Origin of the sequence: Flavobacterium pectinovorum (assembly GCF_006438875.1) — a bacterium.
Taxonomy (GTDB): Bacteria; Bacteroidota; Bacteroidia; order Flavobacteriales; family Flavobacteriaceae; genus Flavobacterium; species Flavobacterium pectinovorum_A.
In genome coordinates, this window is sequence record NZ_RCZH01000001.1 from 107,316 (window position 1) to 128,428 (window position 21,113).

Consider the following 21,113-nt stretch of genomic DNA (forward strand, 5'->3'; position numbering starts at 1 on the left):
CTTTTGTATCTGAATTACTTTTTGCGTGAATTTTTTCTATAAGAAGAAGGGTTTTTACCTGTATGTAATTTGAATATTCTTGTAAAGTGGCTTTGATCAGAAAAGCCCGTCATATATCCAATTTCGGTAAGTGTATAGGTTGAATTCTGAATAAGATTTATAGCTTTCTCAATGCGTAATTTTCGAACATAATCACCAAAATTTAAGTCTTCAAAATATTTAGAAAATTCGCGTGATAAATAGGAGGGATTCAGTTCTAAATCATTTGAGATTTTTTTAAGATCAAACGTAAACTGAGTATCGATCTGATCCTGAATAATAGCTTTTAAATCCTTTACCCACGAAGGTGTTTTTTGGTTTGATTTTTTTTCGATTAAAAACTTATTATAAACTTCATGAAGTAAATTCTCAAACGGACTATTTTGCAAATGGTTTTGTTTGTAAAGATGCGTTGCCCAGCTATATAGCGCATCATACAGCATCATTCCGTTTTTTAACAGCTCAGTATCGTTTGTGATATTGTGCGAAAGTCCGGCCGAAATCGCCCAAAGGCCCGCCGATTCTTTTGCAATTTCATGTCTGTCTGTATCTGCACCGCGAACAATTTTGGACATAATTAAAACCGCAGGATCTTTAATTTGATACTTCTTTATAATATAATCAAAAGTACATTCTTCATTATAATGCGTAAATTCTACATCAGGAATATCAAACGGAATCGCATTTAATTCTTTAGCTTTAGTAATAACTTCGCTAAACGGAACATAAATAAATTCTGCTTGAGGATCAACAAACTTTTGTATGAGCCAAGGACACGCAATTCGGTCAATTTTGGGTCTTTCACGAGTTATCCATTTCATTGAAGTAAGTTGAATGTTAATTAGTTATTTCGATGTAAAATCAAAAGTAGCGCTAATTTACATTTTTAATAACGAGTTGAATAAAATTCAAAAAAAATATTCAACACATAGAAGCATAGGTTTTATGTGTAAAAAGGAAGTAAAAAGAAACTAGTTTCTAACACATAGCTATGATTGTTAGTGCAAGTGAAACACCTTTGTAAGTTTGTAAAATCTATGCTTCTATGTGTTAAATTAATTTTATCCAACGTTTTTAAACTAAAAAAGTCCGATTCGTTATGATCGGACTTTTTAATGTGAATCGGTGTTTGGTTTCTTTACACCTCCATAATTTGTTTTGAGGATTTCCCTAATTTGGAGTTGTGTTTTATTTCGGGTGCTGTTTTTCCATTCGTTAAAATCATAAATGTGAATTTGTTCAGCATAAGGATTTGTAACAAAAAAGAGCCTCGAAATGGAGTATTTATAATACTTTAATTCGTGCGAAATATGACGATCCGGTACGACAATCAGAATCGTTTCCCAATTCAGAAAATCCTTAGGAACGTCTTCTCTTTCCGTTAATCCCAAGGATTCGAAAAAGGCAATAATCTTTTGATCGTTAATCTTATCAATCTTCTGATCTATACGTTTGATAGTGCTAAGAAGTTTATCTTCATCTTTAATAACACTCATGATATACTTTGTTTTGTTTAAATTTTAGTATAAAATTACATCAAAAGAAAATTATTTAACACAGTATAGCCAATAGAATGATTCTAAATTTTAAATGTCGTTTTTCGATTTTAAATTAAAAGAGAAATTGATCATGTTTTGATAAAATACTATTAACTTTTTTAAGGCATAAAAACTATATTTATGGCGACTAGCTAACCACTTATATTTTATGAAAACTACTTTTTCAAAAGAAATTCTGCCGTATTTTATTTTTTTGATCTCCATTTGTTCTTTTGCCCAAAACAAATCAGATCGGGAATTGATTTTGATCGATAAAGACTGGCGTTTTTCATTGGGACATTTGTATGATACACAAAAAGATTTTGGTCACGCCGAAGGTTATTTTTCGTACTTGGCAAAAACAGGTTTTGGTGATGGTCCCGCATCATCGCAATTTGACGATCGTGCCTGGAGAAAACTGGATTTGCCACACGATTGGGCAGTCGAACAATCTTTCAGCGAAAGCGCCAGTTACAGCCATGGATTTAAAACTGCCGGAAAAGGTTTTCCTGAAAAAAGTATTGGCTGGTATCGAAAGAAAATCATTATTTCAAAAGATGATTTAGGGAAAATTATCTCCTTAAAGTTTGGTGGCGTTTTTAGAAATTCCAAAGTGTTTTTTAACGGACATTTCCTCGGAACAGAAGAAAGTGGTTACAATGGTTTTGAATATGATATTACTTCTTATATCAATTATGGTGGCGAAAATACAATTGTTGTTCGTGCAGATGCTTCGATGGAAGAAGGTTGGTTTTATGAGGGCGCGGGAATCTACAGACATGTATATCTTCAGAAAACAAATCCGTTGCATGTTATCGAAAACGGAACTTATATAACGTCAGAAATAAATAATAATAATAATGCCGAAGTTACGGCTGAGGTTACAATCGAAAACAAAGGAAATTATAAAGGTTCAGTAGAAATAATACAAACGATTCAGGATGTTTCTGGAAAACAAGTTGTTAATGTTTCTGAAAATGTATTGGCACCGGATTTTTATAAAACGGCCAAATATTCTTCAAAACTAAAGGTAAATAACCCGCAATTATGGGATATTGAATCACCAAATTTATACCATTTAATAACGGAAATAAAACAAGGTGGAAAAATTGTTGATCGTTATGAAACTTCTTTCGGAATCAGAACAATTAAGTTTGATCCTGAAAATGGTTTTTCCCTTAACGGAAAGCCTTTAAAATTAAAAGGAACAAACAATCATCAGGATCACGCGGGAATTGGAACTGCTTTGCCGGATGAACTTCAATATTACAGAATAAAAAAGCTCAAAGAAATGGGGTCGAATGCGTATCGCTGTTCGCACCATCCGCCAACACCGGAATTGCTTGACGCTTGCGATAAGTTAGGAATGTTGGTGATTGATGAAACCCGTTTGATGGGAATTAACGATTATCATCTGAAAAATTTGAAACGAATGATCGAGCGTGATCGAAATCATCCAAGTATATTTTGCTGGTCTGTGGGCAATGAAGAATGGAATATTGAAGGAAGTGTTATTGGCGAGCGCATTACAAATGTGATGCAGGGATTTGCAAAAAGTATCGACAGTACAAGACCTGTAACGGTTGGAATCAGCAGCGGTTTTAAAAGCGGAATATCTTCTGTGGTCGAAATTATGGGCTATAATTATATGGGGAATGGTGATATTGATGCACATAGAAAGGAGTTCAAAAACCAACCCGGAATGGGGACGGAGGAAGGTTCGACTTTTGCAACGCGAGGTGTTTATTTTACAGACGATGCCAAACATTATCAAAGTGCATATGACAAAAAACCTCGTCCAAGTTTTTATAGTATTGAAGAAGGTTGGAAATTTTATGCAACGCGTCCATATTTGGCGGGAATGTTTATTTGGACAGGATTTGATTATCGCGGCGAACCAACGCCTTATGGCTGGCCATCGGTTACGTCTTATTTTGGGATGATGGATGTTTGCGGTTTCCCGAAAGACAATGTGTTTTATTTGAAATCCTGGTGGGGAGATAAACCGGTTCTTCATCTCATGCCACATTGGAATTGGCAGGGAATGGAAGGAAAAGAGATTGATGTTTGGGTATATTCAAATTGTGACGAAGTAGAGCTTTTTCTAAATAAAAAGAGTCTTGGTAAAAAGAAAATGGAGCAATATGGACATTTAGAATGGAAGGTCAAATATGCTCCCGGAACTTTGGAAGCAATTGGATATAAAAATGGTAAAAAAATCCTTTCAGATGTTCAGAAAACTACCGAAAATCCGGAAGCTATAAAACTTTCGATTGATAAAGAAAACAGTCCAAATGCAAATGTTTCGGTAATAACGGTTGAAGTTACTGATAAGAAAGGTTTGCATATTCCAACTGCAAATGATGAGATAACTTTTGCTGTAAAAGGCGGAAAAATTTTAGGCGTTGGCAATGGCGATCCAACTTCGCTTGAAAAAGATCAGTTTATCGATGATATTGTATTGACTGCAATAACCAATTTCGAAGAACAAAAAGGAACAACCGCAGATTTGCCTCAGCAATTAATTTCTTATTCAGAAAATGATTGGACAACAGCTTTTAAGGACAGAGATTATAAAAAACAAGCGCCATCGTATGTTTACCGAGGACAATTTGAATTAAAAGAATACTCAGCAACAAAAATTGTGAGCTTTTTTTATAAGAAGATAGGAGTAGAAACAGTAGTTTTTGTCAACGGAAATAAAGTGTCGGCAAGTGCCGAAGATCCTCAAAAATATGTACTTAACTCTAATATGTTAAAAGACGGGAAAAACACAATTTATATTGTAGCCACGCCTTTACAAAAAATAAAAGATTGGGATGTTATGAATACTGATCCCGGAATTATTCAGGTTATAACTCCGGCTGAATCCTGTAAAAGAAAGCTTTTTAACGGTTACGCACAAGTTATTATTCAGAAAGAAAGTTTTGATAAACCCGTTATTTTGTCCGCTTCCGCGAAAGGATTAAAGTCGCATACAATTACAATTTTGGGTAAAGAATAGTTTTTTAGATAATAAATTTCCTCGAGAAATTGCGATCCCGTCCCGAGGCTTCGGGATCGGGATGTTGCTACAAAATAACCCATTCCTCTGGAATTTTAGAAAGAGTTCCGGAGGAACAAAATATATTGTAGGGATGGATTTTAATCCATTCTTCGCAAAGTTTAAACACAATATTGTCATTTCGACGCAGGAGAAATCACACGCGGGGAGAACGCACTGTTGACGAGCTGCTTTATGTGATTTCTCCTGCGTCGAAATGACAAAATCTTAGCGAGAGATTTATTCAAAAAAAACTTTGAGACAATGTGTTGAATGCTTTACGTTTTAAATTAAGAATGTATTTTGTATAAAAATATTTCCTAATATTGATATTCTAAAGAAGATAAAGATATTTATATCGCTTTTTGATATTCTGTTATTTCTAAAAAAGCCACACCAAATGCTAAACGATTTTCCGTTTTATTTAATCATTGTCATCGTTATTCTTTTATTGATAATGTTGAGCAATAAGATAAAAGTTGCTTATCCGGTTTTATTGGTTTTAGGAGGATTAGCAATAAGTTTTATTCCCGGAATTCCTTTGTTACGTATTGATCCAGAGCTTATTTTTGTGATATTTCTTCCACCATTATTGTATGAGGCGGCGTGGAATATTTCATGGAAAGAATTATGGCGCTGGCGACGTATCATTTGTAGTTTTGCTTTTTTGGTTGTGTTTTTTACCGCACTTTCTGTGGCTTTGGTAGCCAATCATTTTATTCCCGGATTCACATTAGCGCTGGGTTTTTTGCTTGGCGGAATCGTTTCTCCGCCCGATGCCGTTAGCGCGGGAGCAATTCTTAAATTTGTAAAAGTACCTCGTAGATTGTCCTCTATTCTAGAAGGCGAAAGTCTTTTAAACGATGCATCTTCTCTAATCATTTTCAGATTTGCATTGATTGTCGTAGGAACTGGACAATTTATTTGGCAGGATGCTATTGCAAGTTTTGGTTGGATGTTAGTTGGAGGAATTGGTATTGGGCTTGGCGTTGGATTTGTTGCCATGAAATTGCACAAATACCTGCCAACAGATGCAAATTCAGATATTGTACTTTCTCTGGTCACACCTTATTTAATCTATATCGCTGCCGAAGAAGTACATAGTTCAGGAGTTTTGGCCGTTGTGAGCGGAGGTTTATTGTTATCACATTACAGACTTTCGTTTTTAAGCAGCAGTTCGCGCTTGCGAGGTGTGAATGTATGGGAAAGCTTCTGTTTTATCCTGAATGGCTTAATATTCATGTTTATAGGACTGGATTTGCCTGAAATAGTTTCAGGACTTGGCCATGTTAGTCTTTCGTCTGCAATTGGTTACGGATTATTAATTACAGCCGTACTTATCGTAAGCCGAATTTTATGTGCTTTTTGTGCCGTTTTTGTCACCTTGATTGCCAGAAACTTTATAAAAGTGGCAGATGCGAGACATCCGGGTTACAAAGGTCCAATTCTAATAGGCTGGACCGGAATGCGTGGTGTGGTTTCTTTGGCAGCAGCCTTATCAATTCCCGTGCATTTGAGTGAAGGAATTCCTTTTCCGCAGCGAAATCTGATTTTGTTTATCACATTTGTAGTAATCCTGACAACGTTGCTTCTGCAAGGATTGACGTTGCCTTATCTGATAAATAAATTTCAAATACCGGATCCTGATTATACGATTCCGGATGATGAAGTTTACCATAAGATCAAAAGAGAATTGGTAAATCATGCTTTAAATCATTTAAAAAACAATTATAGCGCCGAATTAGAAAGACAACCGCTTCTTCAGCAAATTGCTTACAAATGGGAAGAACAAAACGGCAACACAGATGATATCCTAATGTCGGGCGAAGCCAAAGTTGTTTATCTTAATTTACTTGAACATCAGCGAAATTGGTTATTGAATCGAAACAAAGAAGAAATTCTGGATGAAGAAATTATTCGGAAACATTTGCTTTATCTGGATTTAGAAGAAGAGAAAATGCAATTTTTATAATCGTCAGAAAAGCATTTCTATTCTTTAACATTTTCAAAACCTTACTTTTGTTTGATTTTCATAACTTTGCGGCATGAGTAATCAAGTACTTTCCAAAACAGCCGATTTTAATACTTCAGATTTAAAGCTAAAAGGTTTTAAAGTTTATGAGGTAAGTAATGATGTGAGCGCAATACCAACGTATAATCGCAGAGATTTTTACAAAATTTGCATTAATACCAGCAAAAGTTTTATTCATTATGCCGATCGCGGAATTGAAACTGACGGAACGATATTATTCTTCGGAAATCCGCATATTCCATATTCATGGGAAATTATTTCTCCTGCTTATAACGGTTATGCCTGCGTTTTTACGGAAGAGTTTCTAAAGGCAAATGATCGCTCAGAAAGTCTGCACGAATCGCCTTTATTTAAAATAGGAGGAACCCCAATATTTTCTTTATCAGCTGAACAGGAAGTATTTGTAGCTTCGTTGTTTAAAAGAATGATCGAAGAACAAGAAACAGATTATGTTTTTAAAGACGATTTAATCCGCAACTACATCAACTTGATTATTCACGAATCGATGAAGATGCAGCCAACGGAAAACTTCTTTAAACATAAAAATGCTTCGTCCCGAATTACGTCTCTTTTCCTTGAACTATTAGAAAGACAATTTCCAATAGAGACAAAAAACGAACCATTGGCACTAAAAACGCCTCAGGATTATGCACAAAGCCTCGCAGTTCATGTCAACCATTTGAATCGTTCTGTAAAAGAAATTACCGGAAAGCCAACAACGGCGCACATTACCGAAAGAATTATAAGTGAAGCAAAAGCATTATTGCATCACACAGATTGGAGTATCTCAGACATTGGATATTCGCTTGGATTTGAATATCCGAGTTATTTTAATAATTACTTTAAAAGACTTACAGGAACAATTCCAAAATCATTAAGAACATAAATTGTTTCATATTCTTAATTTTTTGTTTGATTATTGTTATTTCTAATTGTCGTTGTCAAAGTAATTTTGCCGTGAAATAATTAGTATTAACCCCTTATCGGTTTTTCGCTGACTAAATATAACTTCTATAAAGCGCATTCTAGCTTTCTGATTTAGTTCTCAGCACCGATATTAAAAACAAATAATTATGAAAGAACCAGAAAATCAATTAAATGAATCTATTTTCCCTAAAGGAGATTTAGCTTCAGCGGATTATTTTACAGGAAAAGCATGGGTGAAGATGTTGGTTCCCAATGATCCGGTTTTACATACAGCCGTTGGAAATGTAGTTTTCGAAGCAAGTGCGAGAAACAATTGGCATACACATCCAGGCGGACAAATTCTAATCGTTACCCAAGGAACAGGTTATTATCAGGAAGTTGGCAAACCAATTCAATTATTAAAAGAAGGCGATGTTGTAAACATCCAACCCGAAATCAAACATTGGCACGGAGCTTCTCCTGATGGCGAATTTACTCATATCGCAATCAGTACAAATACAGAAAAAGGTATTGTAGACTGGCTTGAACCGGTAACCGATGAACAATACAATAGCTTTAAATAATTAAAGAAAAAGTGTTGTTCGGGTCTGATAAATAAATTACAGGGTATTGTCAGACCATTTTTAAATTAAAAATCAATCTCAAAAAATCATTTTTATGTCAACACTTTATACCTCAGTTATTGAAGAAGGAAAAATCCCAAATACTTTTATGACCGGTGATGTTTCCTATAAAAAACAAACCAGTAATATTCATCCCGATAATACCGTAATCAAAGAAGTTGTCTTTGAGCCCGGCGCAAGATGCAATTGGCACATCAATTCTAGTTTGCAATTGCTTATAGCAACAGACGGAGTTGGTTATTTTCAGGAAAAAGGCAGCGCAATTCGATTACTTCATAAAGACGAAGTTGTAACTATTTTACCAGGTGTAGAACATTGGTATGGTGCAACACCTTTCAGACGATTTTCGCATATTTCTATTATTACAGAAATTGATAAAGGAAAAGGAATTTGGTTAGAAAGTGTTTCGGATGAAGACTATTATAGCTTTGGAAAGTAGGTCAATTAGATAATTTGGCAATTAGATAATTAGATAATTGAAACTTGTGCGATTTTTTTTCACGCAGATTTTGCAGATTTAAGCAGATTTTTTAATCATATTTAATCTGCCTAAATCTGTTTAAATCTGCGTGAAATTACTAGTTCCTATTAACCTTATGTTAGACGCGCTGCTGTGCGTCTCTACGATAAAAACTTTGCGTCCTTGCAACTTTGCGAGAGACAAGAATCAGCCAAACCCACGTAAAATTACGCCTAAGACAAAAAAAATAAAACTTTGTGCCTTAGCGCCTTCGTGGCATTTTTAAAACCTGAAACAAAAAAACTTTAAACAAAATATTTTCATGGAAACAAAAAACATAAAAGCCTTTGGTACAGAAGCTGCCGAAGCACCATTACAAACATTAGACATCAAACGCAGAACTGTATTGGCGCATGATGTCGAAATCGAAATTTTATACTGCGGAATCTGCCATTCAGATTTGCACTCGGCTAGAAACGAGTGGCATGGAACGGTTTATCCAATAGTTCCGGGACACGAAATTGTTGGTCGAATAACAAAAGTGGGTGATCACGTAAAACATTTCAAAGTTGGAGATCTTGCCGGAGTAGGCTGTATGGTCGATTCTTGTAGAGAATGTGAACATTGCAAAAATGATTTAGAACAATTTTGTGATGAAGGAAGCACTTTAACATTCAACTCTCCGGACAAACATTTAGGCGGACAAACTTTTGGAGGATATTCTCAAAGCATTACAGTCGATGAAAATTATGTATTGCATATTTCAGATAAGCTTGATCTTGCGGGAGTTGCGCCGTTACTTTGCGCCGGAATTACAACGTATTCGCCACTAAAACACTGGAAAGTTGGACCTGGACAAAAAGTAGGAATCGTTGGTATTGGCGGTTTAGGACATATGGGAATCAAATTGGCAAAAGCAATGGGAGCTCATGTGGTAGTTTTCACCACTTCATTATCTAAAACCGAAGATGCAAAACGTCTTGGGGCAGATGAGGTAGTTTTATCTACAGATCCGGAACAAATGGCAAAACATGCCAAAACGCTTAATTTTATCTTAGACTGCGTATCAGCAGAACATAATATCGATTCGTATTTGAATTTATTAAAAGTAGACGGAACGCTAACTTTAGTTGGTGCGCCTATGGAACCACTTCCTGTAACGTCATTCAGTCTTATATTAGGAAGAAGAAGTTTTGCAGGTTCAGCTATTGGCGGAATCGCAGAAACTCAGGAAATGCTTGACTTTTGTGCAGAACACAACATCACGGCAGATATCGAAGTGATTGGCGTAAATGATGTAAACGATGCTTATGAAAGATTACTAAAAGGTGATATTAAGTATCGTTTTGTAATTGATATGGCTTCTCTGAACTAGGTTCAAAGGTTCAGAGGTTCAAAGCAAAAAAAGGTGCAAAGGAACAAAGGCAAGTTTACATTTTAAAACTTTGAACCTTTGTACCTCTGCACCTTTGAACCTTTAAAAAAGACCTATTTTTTATCTAAATTCTGTTTCAACATTTTGGCATGCTCCAAATGAGCGGTAAGCGCGGCAATGTTATTTGATGCCCAAAGCTTTACATCTTGATCTTTTGCATCTTCAGACGCTTTTTTCAATTTGTCAATAGCTTTTTCGTGTCCGTCGATCATCATATCAGCGAACTTTTTATCAAAATCAAGACCAGATTTTTCGTTTAATTTGTTATATTCCTCTTTTCCATCTTCGGTAATCGAAGTCGGTAAAGTGAAGTTTTTCGCTTTTGCTAAAGCACTTACTTCAGAAGCCGATTTGGTATGGTCATCAACGAGCATTTTTCCAAATTTCTTCACCTCAGGATTGGTACTTTTTGTTTGAGCCAATTTTCCAATTTCTATTTCAGCCAGATTAACTTCTGCTATATCCACTAAATATTCCGAATCGTCTTTTTTATTGTCAATAGAGTCAAATTTGGCTTCGTTACTATCTTCAGCAACTTCTTTTGGATCTTCTTGTTTGGTTTCTTTTTTACAAGAATTTAGGAATATTATAATTAGTCCCGCTCCCAAAATTACTTTTCCGGCTGTTAGTATTCTTTTCATGATTTTATAGTTTAAATGTTATAATGTAAAATTATTTAGATTGTAAAGGAATGTCTTACAGCATTTTTGGATAATGTTACAGGATTTGGATATTATGGTTTTCTTGTACCTTATTTTGTAATAGAATTAGTTTTATATTAGCACAAGAAAAACCGCTTTTGGAACCAATTACTATTTACAAATCATGATAAAACCATTACAATTTTCTTTACTCCTTATGATAATTCTCTCAGTGAGTTGTCAAAAGAAGATTAGTGATTTAGAATTCGAAAAAAATGTAATGACGGAGATTTTTCCGGCTTTGATTGACTCTATTTGTATTGATTACAGAACGGTACTTAGTCCGCCTCCTATTTATGGATTACTTACTTATGATGAAAATGGTAATCGTATAAGCGTTGACTCAACAATGAGTATTGAAGAGCAAAAACAAAGAATGGCAAAGTGGAAGCACAATCAAGAAACAATTGAAAAAGATACTTCAAAACTAATTGTAGCATTCAATCCTAAAATTAAAAGCAGCAACAAAGATCTAAAAGAATATTTAGAGAAACATTTTAACGGCGGTGAAGTTTTTTATCCAAAAATAGAAGGAGATTCTACCTATATAATAGATTTCAAAAATATTCCACTTAAAGGTAAATTTGAACTTAGAAACATTTCTGAATTTCCAAAAGGCAGTCGTGAAATATGGAGAAAGAAATATGATTTTGTTTTTTCAGGTGTTGTCTCTTTTACTGGAATAGAATTTGATAAAGAGAGAAAATTTGGAGTTTTAGATGGTGGATTTACTTGCGGCAGGCATTGCGGAAATGGTTTTAGGATTTACATCAAAAAAGTAAATGAAAAGTGGATTATTGATGAAATTGAAGGGACTTGGGTTTCATAATTGGGCTAAATATTAATTTATTACGAGAATTAAAAAATTTATGGAAATACTTAAAAAAATCGGTGGAATTTGTTTAATGATATCTGCGGTCATATTGTCGTTTGTTCTACTTATTACTTGTTTTAAAACTGTTTTTGATTGTATAAGAGAAATTAATAAAAATACATCAGAAGGAATAGGTTATACTCTCGGCTGTTTGTTTATGATTGTTTTAGTTATTTTATTAATCAGATTTATGTTTAAAAGGAGTTTGAAACATTAAATAAAATATCAAACCAATAAAGCCTTAAATGAAACATACAATTTACCTTATTCTATTTTCGACTTTAATAATTYCCTGTACGCCAAAATCAAAATTCAACACTATTGATTTTGAGAGTTTTGAAATGACGGTTCCTCAAAATTGGAATAAAATTATAATTAAAGGAACAGATAGTTATGTTGGAGGAATAGTTACGGATCAAAAAGACACTTTGATTTTTGATATTGGTCGGTACTCCGGGGATGTAATGAAAAATGATTTTCCATTGGTTTATGACAAAAATGGTTATGACGAATTAAGTAAAGAACAAAAAGTACGCTTGAAAAAAGCAAAACATCTAATTGTGGATTCACTTTCAGGTGATATTGACTATAAGAAATATCTAAGGCAGAAATTTGTTATGCAGAAAATTGATTGCTTTTATGCAAAACTAATTACGCCCACAAATAAAGAGTTTGGAACAACAGGACTTTTTATTGATAGTTTAGAAGGAAATACCAAAGAATACAATAAAGTGAGTATGTCATTTTATGGACGAAATTTGAAAGAGATAACAGAAAAACAATTTATAACGGCAATAAAAACTATTAAACTTAAAGAATACTGTCATTAACAAAAAAATACATGAACGAAAAATTTACCTTAACAGGTGGCGCAAGAATTGGAAAAGCAAATGCAAGTTATCCTTTTGCAAAACTTAACGTTGATAGGAATGTTTTAAAAATAGACGCTTCGATTGTGGGAAATCTAATTTTTCAGGCAAAAGATATTATCGAATTAAAACCGTATAAATCAATTCCTGTTATAGGAAACGGAATTAAAATCATTCATAGAATCGAAAAGTATAGTTCAGAAGTAATATTTTGGACATTTAAAGATCCAAATTTTGTTCTTCGCGAAATTGAAAAAACAGGTTTTTTGAGTAATACAAATAGCGTTTTAAGCGAAAGTGATTTAGAAATTATAAAGAAACAGGGGCAAGGCAGTTTTCCGATCAAAAAATCAGCAGTAATATTTTTTGTAGTCGTTTGGAATCTACTTTTATTATGGTCTTTCATTCCAATTTTTACTAATCCGCAGGGAAAAGGTTTTCCAATAGGAATTGGCGCTAATATCGCGCTTGGATTTATTTTTTTAAGTTCGATTTTACTTTTGATTTCGAAGGGTTTCAGAAAATTAATATTGAAAGAAGGGCGAGATTTTGAAGATATTAAGAAGTTTCTTTATTTTATAATCCTCGTAACAGGAATGTTATTTATTTCTTTTACAGTTACAAGGCTTAATTATTAAATAGAGATCACGAATGAAAAAAATTTCGACGTTTCAAATAGTTAATTTTATATTTTGGACAGCCTTGGTTTTGTTGAATTGGTTTTACTTTAAACCAGTAATTCAGAATAAATATCTAGATTCAGATATTATTGCCTTTAAGGATGTTTCCTGGAAATACTCAATAGTTGTTTTTTTATTGATTTTAGTTTTTCTCGTTGGGTATTTTTATAAAGTTGATAAAGAGAAATTGAATGTTAGAAACATTGGTTTACTGATACTACTTGCATTGTTTATTTCTTTTTTATTAAAAACCTTTACGGATAATTTTATGCTCTATATTAATACCAAAATAGATTATAAAAACACAACTATCGCATATAAAGTCATTGAAAATAAAGAGAATAAAGTTTTTGAACTTTATGATAATAAGAGTTTTATTTCTCATGACGATGAGTTAAATAAGATTAATAAATATAGAATTGATACTAAAAGCAAATCTCTTTTTGAGTATAAAAACAACGATACAATTCATGTTAGCTTTAATCGGGGAATAATAGGCGTTAATTTTATTAAATAATTAGAGCCATTGTTTAGAAAACTAACCAGTTATCTTGTTTACAACCAAAAAAATAACCAATAATCAAATGAAAAAACTAAGCTTACTTTTATTTATACTATTATCATTTTCAAATTTTGCTCAGGTAAAACTTAATGCAAAGGATTTAAAAAATTTAATAGCTATAAGTGAAATATATTCGAAAAACACAAACGCGACAGGTTCTGAATTTGCAAAATCAATCGACTCATTGAGAACTTCTGTTTTAAATCCAATTGCCGATGCATTGATAGAAGTGGGTAAGGGCGAAGAAACTATTTTGTCACATAAATTTTTGGCAAGACCAAGTAACGAACAGTTATATCTGTGGTACGTTATTCGTGAAATTCATTATAATCGGGTTAGTGAAACCAGGACAAAGAAACCAAATGTAGAAATTGCAAACGAAGTTTTATCTCAAAAAATTGATGAAAGATGGCTTCTGGATAATTATTATTACAGAATTCACGGAGGAATAGCATCACTTTTTAATAAAGCTGATTTAAGCAAAATAAATATTGATATTGAAAAATTAGGTTTTAAAAATCAAACCGAAAAGTCCATTTTTTATTTGAATATGATGGATGCATTGATTGGAGGACGTTTTAAAGTGCTTCAAATGTTAAAGAAAAATGATAAGATTATTGAGTTTTCAGAAAAGCTTCCGATGTTTAATGGCAAAAAATATTTTTATTATACCAATTTAGATTTTGAAGATTTTAATTGGGTTGGATACGAAGAAAACAGATCTTATAGTGAAGTCAATATTGGTAATTTGTACAATATTTTGATAGCGCAATATATTGCAACGGTACAATTGAAAGACAAAGCTGAAGCGCAGGAAATCTACATGAATTCGATACTTCATGAACCTAAATATTTTAAATATTCGGCTGCAAAAGGAGAATTGCAAATGTTGTTTGATAAAAAATCATAGATAAAACAATCCTAAAGATTACTGAAAAACGCTTATCTTTAGTTGAAAAAACATTTCTCATGTCAGAGGTAAATATTAAAATAAAAACTGCAACTTCCACAGATTTACCCGGAATTGTAAAACTCCAAAAAGAGAATCAAATCGCTCAAGGCGGAAGTTTATCGGCAGAACTTACGCCGGAACAAATTCAGGAAATGATGAGCGATATGCCTCAGATTGTAGCAATTGTAAATGATGAGGTTGTTGGTTTTTTATTGACGACTTCTCAAACCGTAAATAAAAAACGGAATTTGGCTATTGTCGACGCAATGTTTACTTCTTATAACGCAAATCCGGATTCGTATATTTATGGACCTGTTTGTGTTAGTAATACGCAACGCGGAAAAGGTTTGGCGCAATTAATGTTTAAAGAACTTCTGCAAAAAGAACCCAATCGCGAAGGAATTTTATTTATTAAAAGCGATAACGAGGCATCTTTAAGAGCACACGAAAAAATGGGAATTAAAAAAGTAAGCAGTTTTAAATTTAATAATGCCGATTTTGATGTTTTTGCTTATTTGTTTCCTTCGCACGAAAGTTGATTATAAATTCTCTAATTTCATTCTTTGCGGTTACGAGCGGGTCGCTTGCGCTAGCATTAGTCTTTGGTAGCAAGTATTTTGTCATAAATGACAATATTGTGTTTTAGTTTTACGATTTTGCGAGATTACGTTATTTGTAAAAGCTTAAATAAATGACATTGCGCTAGCATTATAGAGAAATACAAACAACCAAAAAAGCCTTGATTTTTTAAGATCAAGGCTTTTTTATTGTTATAAAATTAAAATCTGACTTATAGAAATTACTCTACATCCAAATAAGGATTTAAAATCTCGGCTAATTGATTTAACCAATAAAAGCTGTTTTCGAGATTTACTATTTCGTTTTGAAGTTTTTTATCTTCTCTCATAATTCCTAAGGTTAGTAGATAATTTGCTTGTCTTATTGCTTTAGCCATATCTTTTGGATCGATTGTATGGTTAAAAAAATTCATTAGCCTTGTTTCGGCTTCTTTCGAAAGGGTGTTTGTTTTCATAATGTCGTAAAATTAGGAATAATAAAACCCTTGTATATTAGTGATCCTAATGCTTACGACAGCATTTACGGTCGTTTCCGATACCGTGCACATAATACAAGGGCAAATTCATTTAGCCGTAAAGTCGTAATTACAGGAAAAGAAAATATAAGAAAAATCTTTCTTTAAATTGTTCTTTCTTATAGTTATTATCGCTTAAATAGAACTACTTTTTATGATTGCTAATGTTTTCAGGTTTTCTATTGTAATGTTACAAAAAATTGTAATCAATAAAATGATAATAGACTAAATCTTCTGATGAAACCAATTGCCTTAGCCCTGATGGGAGGGAAAATCCTTTTGTGCCGGTGTTCGGCACAAAAGATTAGGAAGGACAGCAGGAAATAGCTCCTAATTCTTCGACTTCGCTCAGAATGACAAGGATTCTAAGTTGTAGCCAAAAATAATTGTTCCATCGGAACATCTCATTGGTAGAAAAATGCATTGTGCGCAATATCGTGCCGTGGGGACGTTTGACAAATTGTGTATGTTGTTTGTAAAATCAAACGCTCCTATGGAACGAAAAAAATACCGTATTTATTGGGCTACCGATGAGATGTTCCGATGGAACAAAAAATAAAATCTTGGTTTTGAAAGAAATCCCAATTCTTATGAAAATTGGGATTTTGTTGTGCTGATTTTTAAAAACATGATGTAGAGTTAATTATGAAAATTATTGCAGGAATTGTATAACAAGAAACGCTTATTTATAAACGAATTTTGAAATACCATACGAACAGAATTACTAATCTCAAATTTTCAAGTCATGCCAGATGCAAGAATTAAAAATGAAAAGCAATATCAAGCACTTTTAGAAATAGGTTATAGCAAAGAAAAAGCAGCTCGAATTGCCAATACGCCAGACGCTGGTGAAAAAGGCGGACATGCAAAACCTTATAACGAATGGTCTAAGGCGGAATTGTACGAACAAGCACGAATAGTGGGGATTTCGGGACGTTCTTATATGTCGAAGAAGAATCTTATTCACTCGTTACGAAATAATTAAAATGGAATAAAAAAAATATGCCACTCAAGATAGTTGTCGGTAAGAAATGAATTGAATATCGGAAATAATCTTTTAAGTCTTAATTCCGATAGCTATCTGGAGTGGTAAATAAAAAAGTTATCGACTATGAATGCAGCAGCCAAAACCGAGAAACTAATGAATCAACTGATTAAGACGCCACATTTGGTGATCGAAAAATTAGATTTAGTTTATATAAATAATAATCAAAAGTTGCCAATTGAACGATGTGCTGGAGAAGAGGGTTTTGTTTATAAAAAGAATGGTCGCTGCATTAAGCAAAAAAGCGAATTAAAACGTATTAGCAGTTTGGTGCTTCCGCCGGCTTGGGTAAATGTCCAAATTTCGGATTTGCCAAACGGTCATTTGCAAGCCGTTGGTCTGGACGATAAAAACCGAAAACAATACAGATATCATCCGAAATGGAATTTGATCAGAAATCAGACTAAGTTCTACAAAATAGCCGAATTTGGAACGAAATTGCCTTTGATTCGTAAACAAGTTGACGAAGATTTGGAGCAAAAAGAATGGTCGAAAGAAAAAGTAATTGCTTTAGTGATTCGGCTTATGGAAGAAACCCACATTAGAATTGGGAATGAAAAATACGCCAAAGACAATAAGTCATATGGACTTTCGACTTTAAGAAAACGCCACATTAATATCAATAAAAATTCCCTGAAATTTGAATTCATCGGTAAAAAGGGAAAAAAACACACGATCACAACCCGAAACAAACAATTGGTAAAATTAGTGAGTCGATGTGAGGAAATTCCGGGTTGGGAAGTTTTCAAATATTACGATAAAAATGGCGAAAGAAAGGTTTTGGACAGTCATATGGTAAATGAATATTTGCATGAAATTTCGGGAGAATATTTTAGTGCCAAAGATTTCAGAACCTGGGCAGCATCGATTGTTTTTTTTGAAGCTTTGATGGAAATTGGAACTACAACTGACGAGAAAGAAATCAAAAAGAACATTTTATCAGCTTTTGACATAACGGCGGAAGCTTTGGGAAATACCAGAAATGTATGCCGAAATTACTACGTTCATCCGTTATTGGTTTCGACTTATGAAGACGGCTCAATTCAGCAGTATTTTGATCGTGCCAAAAAATGCCGAAGCACTAAATGTAACTTTTCGCATAGCGAAATTGCCTTTTCAGAATTAATACAGAACTATCAAATCAATTTGTCTTAAAGGAGGTTTGATCGCGATAAGAAAATAATGTTTTGAGTTAATGCATCTCTTTTAAAAGCATGAAATTTGAGTAACAAACAAAATCATTATCAACTAAAAAATCACGCTTATGTTACGTTATACAGTTATTTTTATTATTCTCGCTATCATTGCCGGAATATTTGGTTTTGGCGGAATTGCCGCTGGAGCAGCAAGTATTGCTAAAGTTTTATTCTTCATATTTTTAGTCTTATTCATCATATCACTAATTAGCGGAAGAAAAAGTATTTAGCCTCAGTAAATAAAGAACAAGTAAAAAAACGACACATATATCTCGGTAAATGTGTCGTTTGTATTTTCAAAAATAAAAAAATAAAATTATGGGAACAAAGAGTGGTGCTTACCAGGATGTTTACATCAAAAGAGAGAATGAAATGGTAAGCTTGAAAAACGATGTAACAGATTTTTGCGAAAAATACTTAAAACCTGTACATCCTCAAAACTGGGATTGGTCGATACGCGATTTCGAAGATCCTAAAAATGATCCGACAATTGCCGAAGCAAGAGCAATTGCAAACGTGGTTTTTAAGGATTTAAACGATAAAAAACAAACTGAGGTTGATTTGTCTACCATGAACAATGTTGACTCAATTAAAGCCTATTTGAATCCGCAGAGTAAACATGAAGCTTTTAACATGGAAGAATTTGCTTTTGCATTGAAAGTAGAACTCGAACATGGAAAAATTAAAGACGTTAACGTAACCAATAATCATCCGTTTTTGACCGCCATGATTGCTCTCGCACATATGACCGAAAGCCTGACGTATTACAAAAGATTAAAAGTAATGGAAGCCGAAGGTGAAATCTACGAAATCATGCGCAAGATTGAGCAGGTTACCACCGGAAAAGATAAATTGTACCAAGAGCTAATTAAAGCCGAAGAAGAATTGAAAGAAGCCAGATCCGGACTTGCAGAACGCCTGGAAAAAATGGATGATATTCCGGTTCTGGAGATTATTGGGGATTAGTTTTTTTTTAGGGACAAAGGTTCTGAGGTTCTGAGGGACAAAGGTTCTGAGGAAAGAAGCAAGAAGCAAGACTTAAGATTTTATGTTAAAGATTAAAAAAAGGAGTAAAAGAACAAAGATTTTAAAATCATGTCCTTTTACTCCTATAGTCTTTCTTCCAGCTTTTTTAAGTCTTACATCTTACATCTTGCTTCTTGCTTCTTTCCTCTTATTCTAAACCCTTTGTCCCTTTGAGCCTTTGCGCCTTTGTCCCTCAGAAAGAACCTTTTTCAAAACTTCCTTGGATCGTTATCCGGATAGTGATCGGCGTCATCGTCTTTTTCTTCCTGAACATCATCTTCGACATATTCGTCTTCGTCGTCATCCTGGTCGATATCTTCTAAATCATCTTCGGTTTCATTAAAATCATCTTCCAGAGTGTCTGACGGATTATCAAATTCATCGTTGACATCGCCAATATTTTTGCCGTTTAGATCCAATTCTTCCTGATATAAATCTTCGCTATCATGTTTTAAATCTTTTTTGGTATGAAAATCATCATCTAAATCATCTTCTTCTGCAATTTGATCCGGATTTGGTTTGTTTGGATTGTAGCCATTTCTTATCGTATAGCCACGTTCTGCGATTTCTGATGTGTCATTATCGCTTTCTTTCATGTCATCGATATCATACAACTCCTCGTTCATAAGAGTGTTTCTGTCGGATTTATTTTGAGTTTGATTTCCGGGAACTTTATTTCCCTTAGTCGTGCTGTATTTGTTATCTGTAGTGTTCATGATATTTAATTTTAGTGATTCATATATACAAATCTAATACTGAAAGCGGCAGATTATATTATAGAATTATAAAACGTAATTGTATAATTAACAGCTGTTTAATTTTTAAGGCAACATTGTTGCATAAAAAAAGACCGCTAAATTAATAACAGTCTTTTGATGTTTTGTATTCTAAAATATTAGTTATCATTTCTTTCTAAATCATCATCATCAAAATGATCTTCGTCTTCGATATGTTCTTCTTCGTCAAAATCATCGGTTTCGATATGATTCTCCTCTTCGTGTTCTGTATTTTGAATGTAATCATCCTCATTTACGACTTGTTCCTCATTTGGAATATTTTCATTTCTGGTGATATTGTCACTTTTAAGAAGATTATCAATTGCCTGATCAATTAATAGGGCAGTGTCTACGTCTAAATGTCCCTTTTGATATTGTTTATGAAAAAAAAGTATCGCTTCCTGATAAATAGTATCTGTAGTATGTGATTTCATTGTAATATGTTTTTTAAAATTTCGATACTACAAATCTATCTTATGAAAGAAAAAAATCTCTTACAGAATTCTATAATGTAGTTGCATAATATACAGGTGTTTAGAATGAAATTTTAATTTATAATGATATAACTTGTCTGATAATCAAGAAGGTAATTTTATAAAATATTAATCACATAAAATTATTACCATGAAAACTACGGATAGTAAAAAAGCAACCACTTCGAAACAAGAAGTAAAAAAAGGAGTAACAAAACCAAAATCAGATGCAGCATCCGGATTAACCGAATTATTTGAAGATGGATTAAAAGACATCTACTGGGCTGAAAAGGCGCTGACCAAGGCAATACCTACAATGACCAAAAACGCGACGTCAGAGGATCTAAAAGAGGCTTTAAACGCACATTTGATCGAAACCGAAGAACATGTAACACGATTAGAGAAAGTTTTTGAGCTGATTGATCAAAAAGCTGTTGCTAAAAAATGTGATGCAATGGCAGGTTTAATCGAAGAAGGAAAGGGGATTATTGAAGAAACTGAAATTGGAGTTGTGCGTGATGCAGGTATTATTGCTGCCGCTCAAAAAATAGAACACTATGAAATCGCTACTTACGGTACTTTAAGACAGTTTGCGGAAACTCTTGGCTTGGCCGAAGTTGCAACTTTACTGGAACAAACGCTCGAAGAAGAAAAAGGCGCTGATAAAAAACTGACGTTGATTGCTGTAGATGCAGTGAATCTTGAAGCTGCAGAAGCAGATTAATTAAAGAACAATCACTAAGAAAGTGCCGCTTTTAAGTGGCACTTT

Annotated in this window: 23 protein-coding genes; 17 read left to right on the forward strand and 6 right to left on the reverse strand. The window is 33.5% G+C overall.

Features of this window, described 5'->3' with window-relative positions:
- Positions 1–14: 14 nt before the first annotated feature.
- Entirely contained in the window at positions 15–860 is an 846-nt protein-coding gene (locus EAH81_RS00475) for a chromate resistance protein ChrB domain-containing protein (RefSeq protein WP_140502267.1), read from the reverse strand.
- A 291-nt stretch (positions 861–1,151) separates the two neighbouring features.
- Positions 1,152–1,535: a hypothetical protein gene (locus EAH81_RS00480; RefSeq protein ID WP_140502268.1), complete on the reverse strand. Its 384-nt coding sequence runs from the start codon at positions 1,533–1,535 to the stop codon at positions 1,152–1,154.
- A 211-nt stretch (positions 1,536–1,746) separates the two neighbouring features.
- Between EAH81_RS00480 and galA the strand changes: the two genes are divergently transcribed.
- From galA to EAH81_RS00510, 6 genes are all read left to right on the forward strand, one after another.
- On the forward strand, positions 1,747–4,581 hold the full coding sequence (galA, locus tag EAH81_RS00485; RefSeq protein WP_140502269.1) for a beta-galactosidase GalA: 2,835 nt from the start codon (positions 1,747–1,749) through the stop codon (positions 4,579–4,581).
- 439 nt (positions 4,582–5,020) lie between these two features.
- Entirely contained in the window at positions 5,021–6,592 is a 1,572-nt protein-coding gene (locus EAH81_RS00490; RefSeq protein ID WP_140502272.1) for a Na+/H+ antiporter, read from the forward strand.
- A 73-nt stretch (positions 6,593–6,665) separates the two neighbouring features.
- Positions 6,666–7,538 carry a helix-turn-helix domain-containing protein gene (locus EAH81_RS00495; protein ID WP_140502276.1) on the forward strand — a complete coding sequence of 291 codons (873 nt, stop codon included), beginning with the start codon at positions 6,666–6,668 and terminating at the stop codon, positions 7,536–7,538.
- A 187-nt stretch (positions 7,539–7,725) separates the two neighbouring features.
- Entirely contained in the window at positions 7,726–8,142 is a 417-nt protein-coding gene (locus EAH81_RS00500) for a cupin domain-containing protein (protein WP_140502280.1), read from the forward strand.
- Positions 8,143–8,236: 94 nt separating this feature from the next.
- On the forward strand, positions 8,237–8,641 hold the full coding sequence (locus tag EAH81_RS00505; protein WP_140502284.1) for a cupin domain-containing protein: 405 nt from the start codon (positions 8,237–8,239) through the stop codon (positions 8,639–8,641).
- A 343-nt stretch (positions 8,642–8,984) separates the two neighbouring features.
- Entirely contained in the window at positions 8,985–10,037 is a 1,053-nt protein-coding gene (locus EAH81_RS00510; RefSeq protein ID WP_140502349.1) for an NAD(P)-dependent alcohol dehydrogenase, read from the forward strand.
- A 113-nt stretch (positions 10,038–10,150) separates the two neighbouring features.
- Here EAH81_RS00510 and EAH81_RS00515 read toward each other — a convergent pair whose 3' ends face one another.
- Positions 10,151–10,738, reverse strand: a complete 588-nt coding sequence (locus EAH81_RS00515; RefSeq protein ID WP_140502353.1) for a DUF4142 domain-containing protein — start codon at positions 10,736–10,738, stop codon at positions 10,151–10,153.
- A gap of 184 nt (positions 10,739–10,922) precedes the next feature.
- Here EAH81_RS00515 and EAH81_RS00520 point away from each other — a divergent pair, with 184 nt between their 5' ends.
- The 6 genes from EAH81_RS00520 (at position 10,923) to EAH81_RS00545 (ending at position 15,274) form a co-directional block, all read left to right on the forward strand.
- The gene (locus tag EAH81_RS00520) at positions 10,923–11,627 is read left to right on the forward strand and encodes a hypothetical protein (protein ID WP_161595766.1); all 705 of its coding nucleotides are present in this window, start codon (positions 10,923–10,925) and stop codon (positions 11,625–11,627) included.
- A 290-nt stretch (positions 11,628–11,917) separates the two neighbouring features.
- Complete coding sequence (locus EAH81_RS00525; protein ID WP_140502362.1) at positions 11,918–12,502, forward strand: hypothetical protein; 585 nt, start codon at positions 11,918–11,920, stop codon at positions 12,500–12,502.
- 11 nt (positions 12,503–12,513) lie between these two features.
- The gene (locus EAH81_RS00530; RefSeq protein WP_140502366.1) at positions 12,514–13,179 is read left to right on the forward strand and encodes a hypothetical protein; all 666 of its coding nucleotides are present in this window, start codon (positions 12,514–12,516) and stop codon (positions 13,177–13,179) included.
- A 13-nt stretch (positions 13,180–13,192) separates the two neighbouring features.
- The gene (locus EAH81_RS00535; protein ID WP_140502370.1) at positions 13,193–13,738 is read left to right on the forward strand and encodes a hypothetical protein; all 546 of its coding nucleotides are present in this window, start codon (positions 13,193–13,195) and stop codon (positions 13,736–13,738) included.
- Between the two features lie 67 nt (positions 13,739–13,805).
- On the forward strand, positions 13,806–14,693 hold the full coding sequence (locus EAH81_RS00540) for a hypothetical protein (protein WP_140502374.1): 888 nt from the start codon (positions 13,806–13,808) through the stop codon (positions 14,691–14,693).
- 59 nt (positions 14,694–14,752) lie between these two features.
- On the forward strand, positions 14,753–15,274 hold the full coding sequence (locus EAH81_RS00545; RefSeq protein ID WP_140502378.1) for a GNAT family N-acetyltransferase: 522 nt from the start codon (positions 14,753–14,755) through the stop codon (positions 15,272–15,274).
- 260 nt (positions 15,275–15,534) lie between these two features.
- Here the strand turns inward: EAH81_RS00545 and EAH81_RS00550 are convergent, their stop codons facing one another.
- Complete coding sequence (locus tag EAH81_RS00550) at positions 15,535–15,768, reverse strand: hypothetical protein (RefSeq protein ID WP_140502381.1); 234 nt, start codon at positions 15,766–15,768, stop codon at positions 15,535–15,537.
- An 805-nt stretch (positions 15,769–16,573) separates the two neighbouring features.
- On the opposite strand from EAH81_RS00550, the gene EAH81_RS00555 reads away from it, so the two are divergent.
- The 4 genes from EAH81_RS00555 (at position 16,574) to EAH81_RS00570 (ending at position 19,035) form a co-directional block, all read left to right on the forward strand.
- Positions 16,574–16,813: a Rho termination factor gene (locus EAH81_RS00555; RefSeq protein WP_140502385.1), complete on the forward strand. Its 240-nt coding sequence runs from the start codon at positions 16,574–16,576 to the stop codon at positions 16,811–16,813.
- A 126-nt stretch (positions 16,814–16,939) separates the two neighbouring features.
- Positions 16,940–18,028, forward strand: coding sequence for a DNA topoisomerase IB (locus EAH81_RS00560; protein WP_140502390.1), 1,089 nt, complete (start codon positions 16,940–16,942; stop codon positions 18,026–18,028).
- A gap of 109 nt (positions 18,029–18,137) precedes the next feature.
- Entirely contained in the window at positions 18,138–18,299 is a 162-nt protein-coding gene (locus tag EAH81_RS00565) for a DUF1328 family protein (protein ID WP_082421327.1), read from the forward strand.
- Between the two features lie 88 nt (positions 18,300–18,387).
- Positions 18,388–19,035 (forward strand): DUF5661 family protein, encoded by a 648-nt coding sequence (locus tag EAH81_RS00570; protein ID WP_140502394.1) that lies wholly within the window; start codon positions 18,388–18,390, stop codon positions 19,033–19,035.
- Positions 19,036–19,304: 269 nt separating this feature from the next.
- On the opposite strand, the gene EAH81_RS00575 is transcribed toward EAH81_RS00570, so the two are convergent.
- Together EAH81_RS00575 and EAH81_RS00580 are read right to left on the reverse strand one after the other, a co-directional pair.
- Entirely contained in the window at positions 19,305–19,811 is a 507-nt protein-coding gene (locus EAH81_RS00575) for a hypothetical protein (protein WP_140502399.1), read from the reverse strand.
- 179 nt (positions 19,812–19,990) lie between these two features.
- Positions 19,991–20,305 carry a hypothetical protein gene (locus tag EAH81_RS00580; protein ID WP_140502404.1) on the reverse strand — a complete coding sequence of 105 codons (315 nt, stop codon included), beginning with the start codon at positions 20,303–20,305 and terminating at the stop codon, positions 19,991–19,993.
- Between the two features lie 190 nt (positions 20,306–20,495).
- Between EAH81_RS00580 and EAH81_RS00585 the strand changes: the two genes are divergently transcribed.
- Positions 20,496–21,068 (forward strand): ferritin-like domain-containing protein, encoded by a 573-nt coding sequence (locus EAH81_RS00585; RefSeq protein WP_140502408.1) that lies wholly within the window; start codon positions 20,496–20,498, stop codon positions 21,066–21,068.
- The last annotated feature ends 45 nt before the right edge of the window (positions 21,069–21,113 follow it).

Excerpts from the sequence above, each read along its gene's own strand:
- EAH81_RS00565 (WP_082421327.1), top strand. The coding sequence starts at position 18,138 with ATGTTACGTTATACAGTTATTTTTATTATTCTCGCTATCATTGCCGGA.
- EAH81_RS00495 (WP_140502276.1), top strand. The coding sequence starts at position 6,666 with ATGAGTAATCAAGTACTTTCCAAAACAGCCGATTTTAATACTTCAGAT.
- EAH81_RS00475 (WP_140502267.1), bottom strand. The coding sequence starts at position 860 with ATGAAATGGATAACTCGTGAAAGACCCAAAATTGACCGAATTGCGTGT.
- EAH81_RS00505 (WP_140502284.1), top strand. The coding sequence starts at position 8,237 with ATGTCAACACTTTATACCTCAGTTATTGAAGAAGGAAAAATCCCAAAT.
- EAH81_RS00520 (WP_161595766.1), top strand. The coding sequence starts at position 10,923 with ATGATAAAACCATTACAATTTTCTTTACTCCTTATGATAATTCTCTCA.
- EAH81_RS00555 (WP_140502385.1), top strand. The coding sequence starts at position 16,574 with ATGCCAGATGCAAGAATTAAAAATGAAAAGCAATATCAAGCACTTTTA.
- EAH81_RS00500 (WP_140502280.1), top strand. The coding sequence starts at position 7,726 with ATGAAAGAACCAGAAAATCAATTAAATGAATCTATTTTCCCTAAAGGA.
- EAH81_RS00575 (WP_140502399.1), bottom strand. The coding sequence starts at position 19,811 with ATGAACACTACAGATAACAAATACAGCACGACTAAGGGAAATAAAGTT.
- EAH81_RS00535 (WP_140502370.1), top strand. The coding sequence starts at position 13,193 with ATGAAAAAAATTTCGACGTTTCAAATAGTTAATTTTATATTTTGGACA.
- EAH81_RS00570 (WP_140502394.1), top strand. The coding sequence starts at position 18,388 with ATGGGAACAAAGAGTGGTGCTTACCAGGATGTTTACATCAAAAGAGAG.
- EAH81_RS00545 (WP_140502378.1), top strand. The coding sequence starts at position 14,753 with ATGTCAGAGGTAAATATTAAAATAAAAACTGCAACTTCCACAGATTTA.
- EAH81_RS00585 (WP_140502408.1), top strand. The coding sequence starts at position 20,496 with ATGAAAACTACGGATAGTAAAAAAGCAACCACTTCGAAACAAGAAGTA.
- EAH81_RS00560 (WP_140502390.1), top strand. The coding sequence starts at position 16,940 with ATGAATGCAGCAGCCAAAACCGAGAAACTAATGAATCAACTGATTAAG.
- EAH81_RS00515 (WP_140502353.1), bottom strand. The coding sequence starts at position 10,738 with ATGAAAAGAATACTAACAGCCGGAAAAGTAATTTTGGGAGCGGGACTA.
- EAH81_RS00490 (WP_140502272.1), top strand. The coding sequence starts at position 5,021 with ATGCTAAACGATTTTCCGTTTTATTTAATCATTGTCATCGTTATTCTT.
- EAH81_RS00550 (WP_140502381.1), bottom strand. The coding sequence starts at position 15,768 with ATGAAAACAAACACCCTTTCGAAAGAAGCCGAAACAAGGCTAATGAAT.
- EAH81_RS00530 (WP_140502366.1), top strand. The coding sequence starts at position 12,514 with ATGAACGAAAAATTTACCTTAACAGGTGGCGCAAGAATTGGAAAAGCA.
- EAH81_RS00540 (WP_140502374.1), top strand. The coding sequence starts at position 13,806 with ATGAAAAAACTAAGCTTACTTTTATTTATACTATTATCATTTTCAAAT.
- galA (WP_140502269.1), top strand. The coding sequence starts at position 1,747 with ATGAAAACTACTTTTTCAAAAGAAATTCTGCCGTATTTTATTTTTTTG.
- EAH81_RS00510 (WP_140502349.1), top strand. The coding sequence starts at position 8,985 with ATGGAAACAAAAAACATAAAAGCCTTTGGTACAGAAGCTGCCGAAGCA.
- EAH81_RS00480 (WP_140502268.1), bottom strand. The coding sequence starts at position 1,535 with ATGAGTGTTATTAAAGATGAAGATAAACTTCTTAGCACTATCAAACGT.
- EAH81_RS00580 (WP_140502404.1), bottom strand. The coding sequence starts at position 20,305 with ATGAAATCACATACTACAGATACTATTTATCAGGAAGCGATACTTTTT.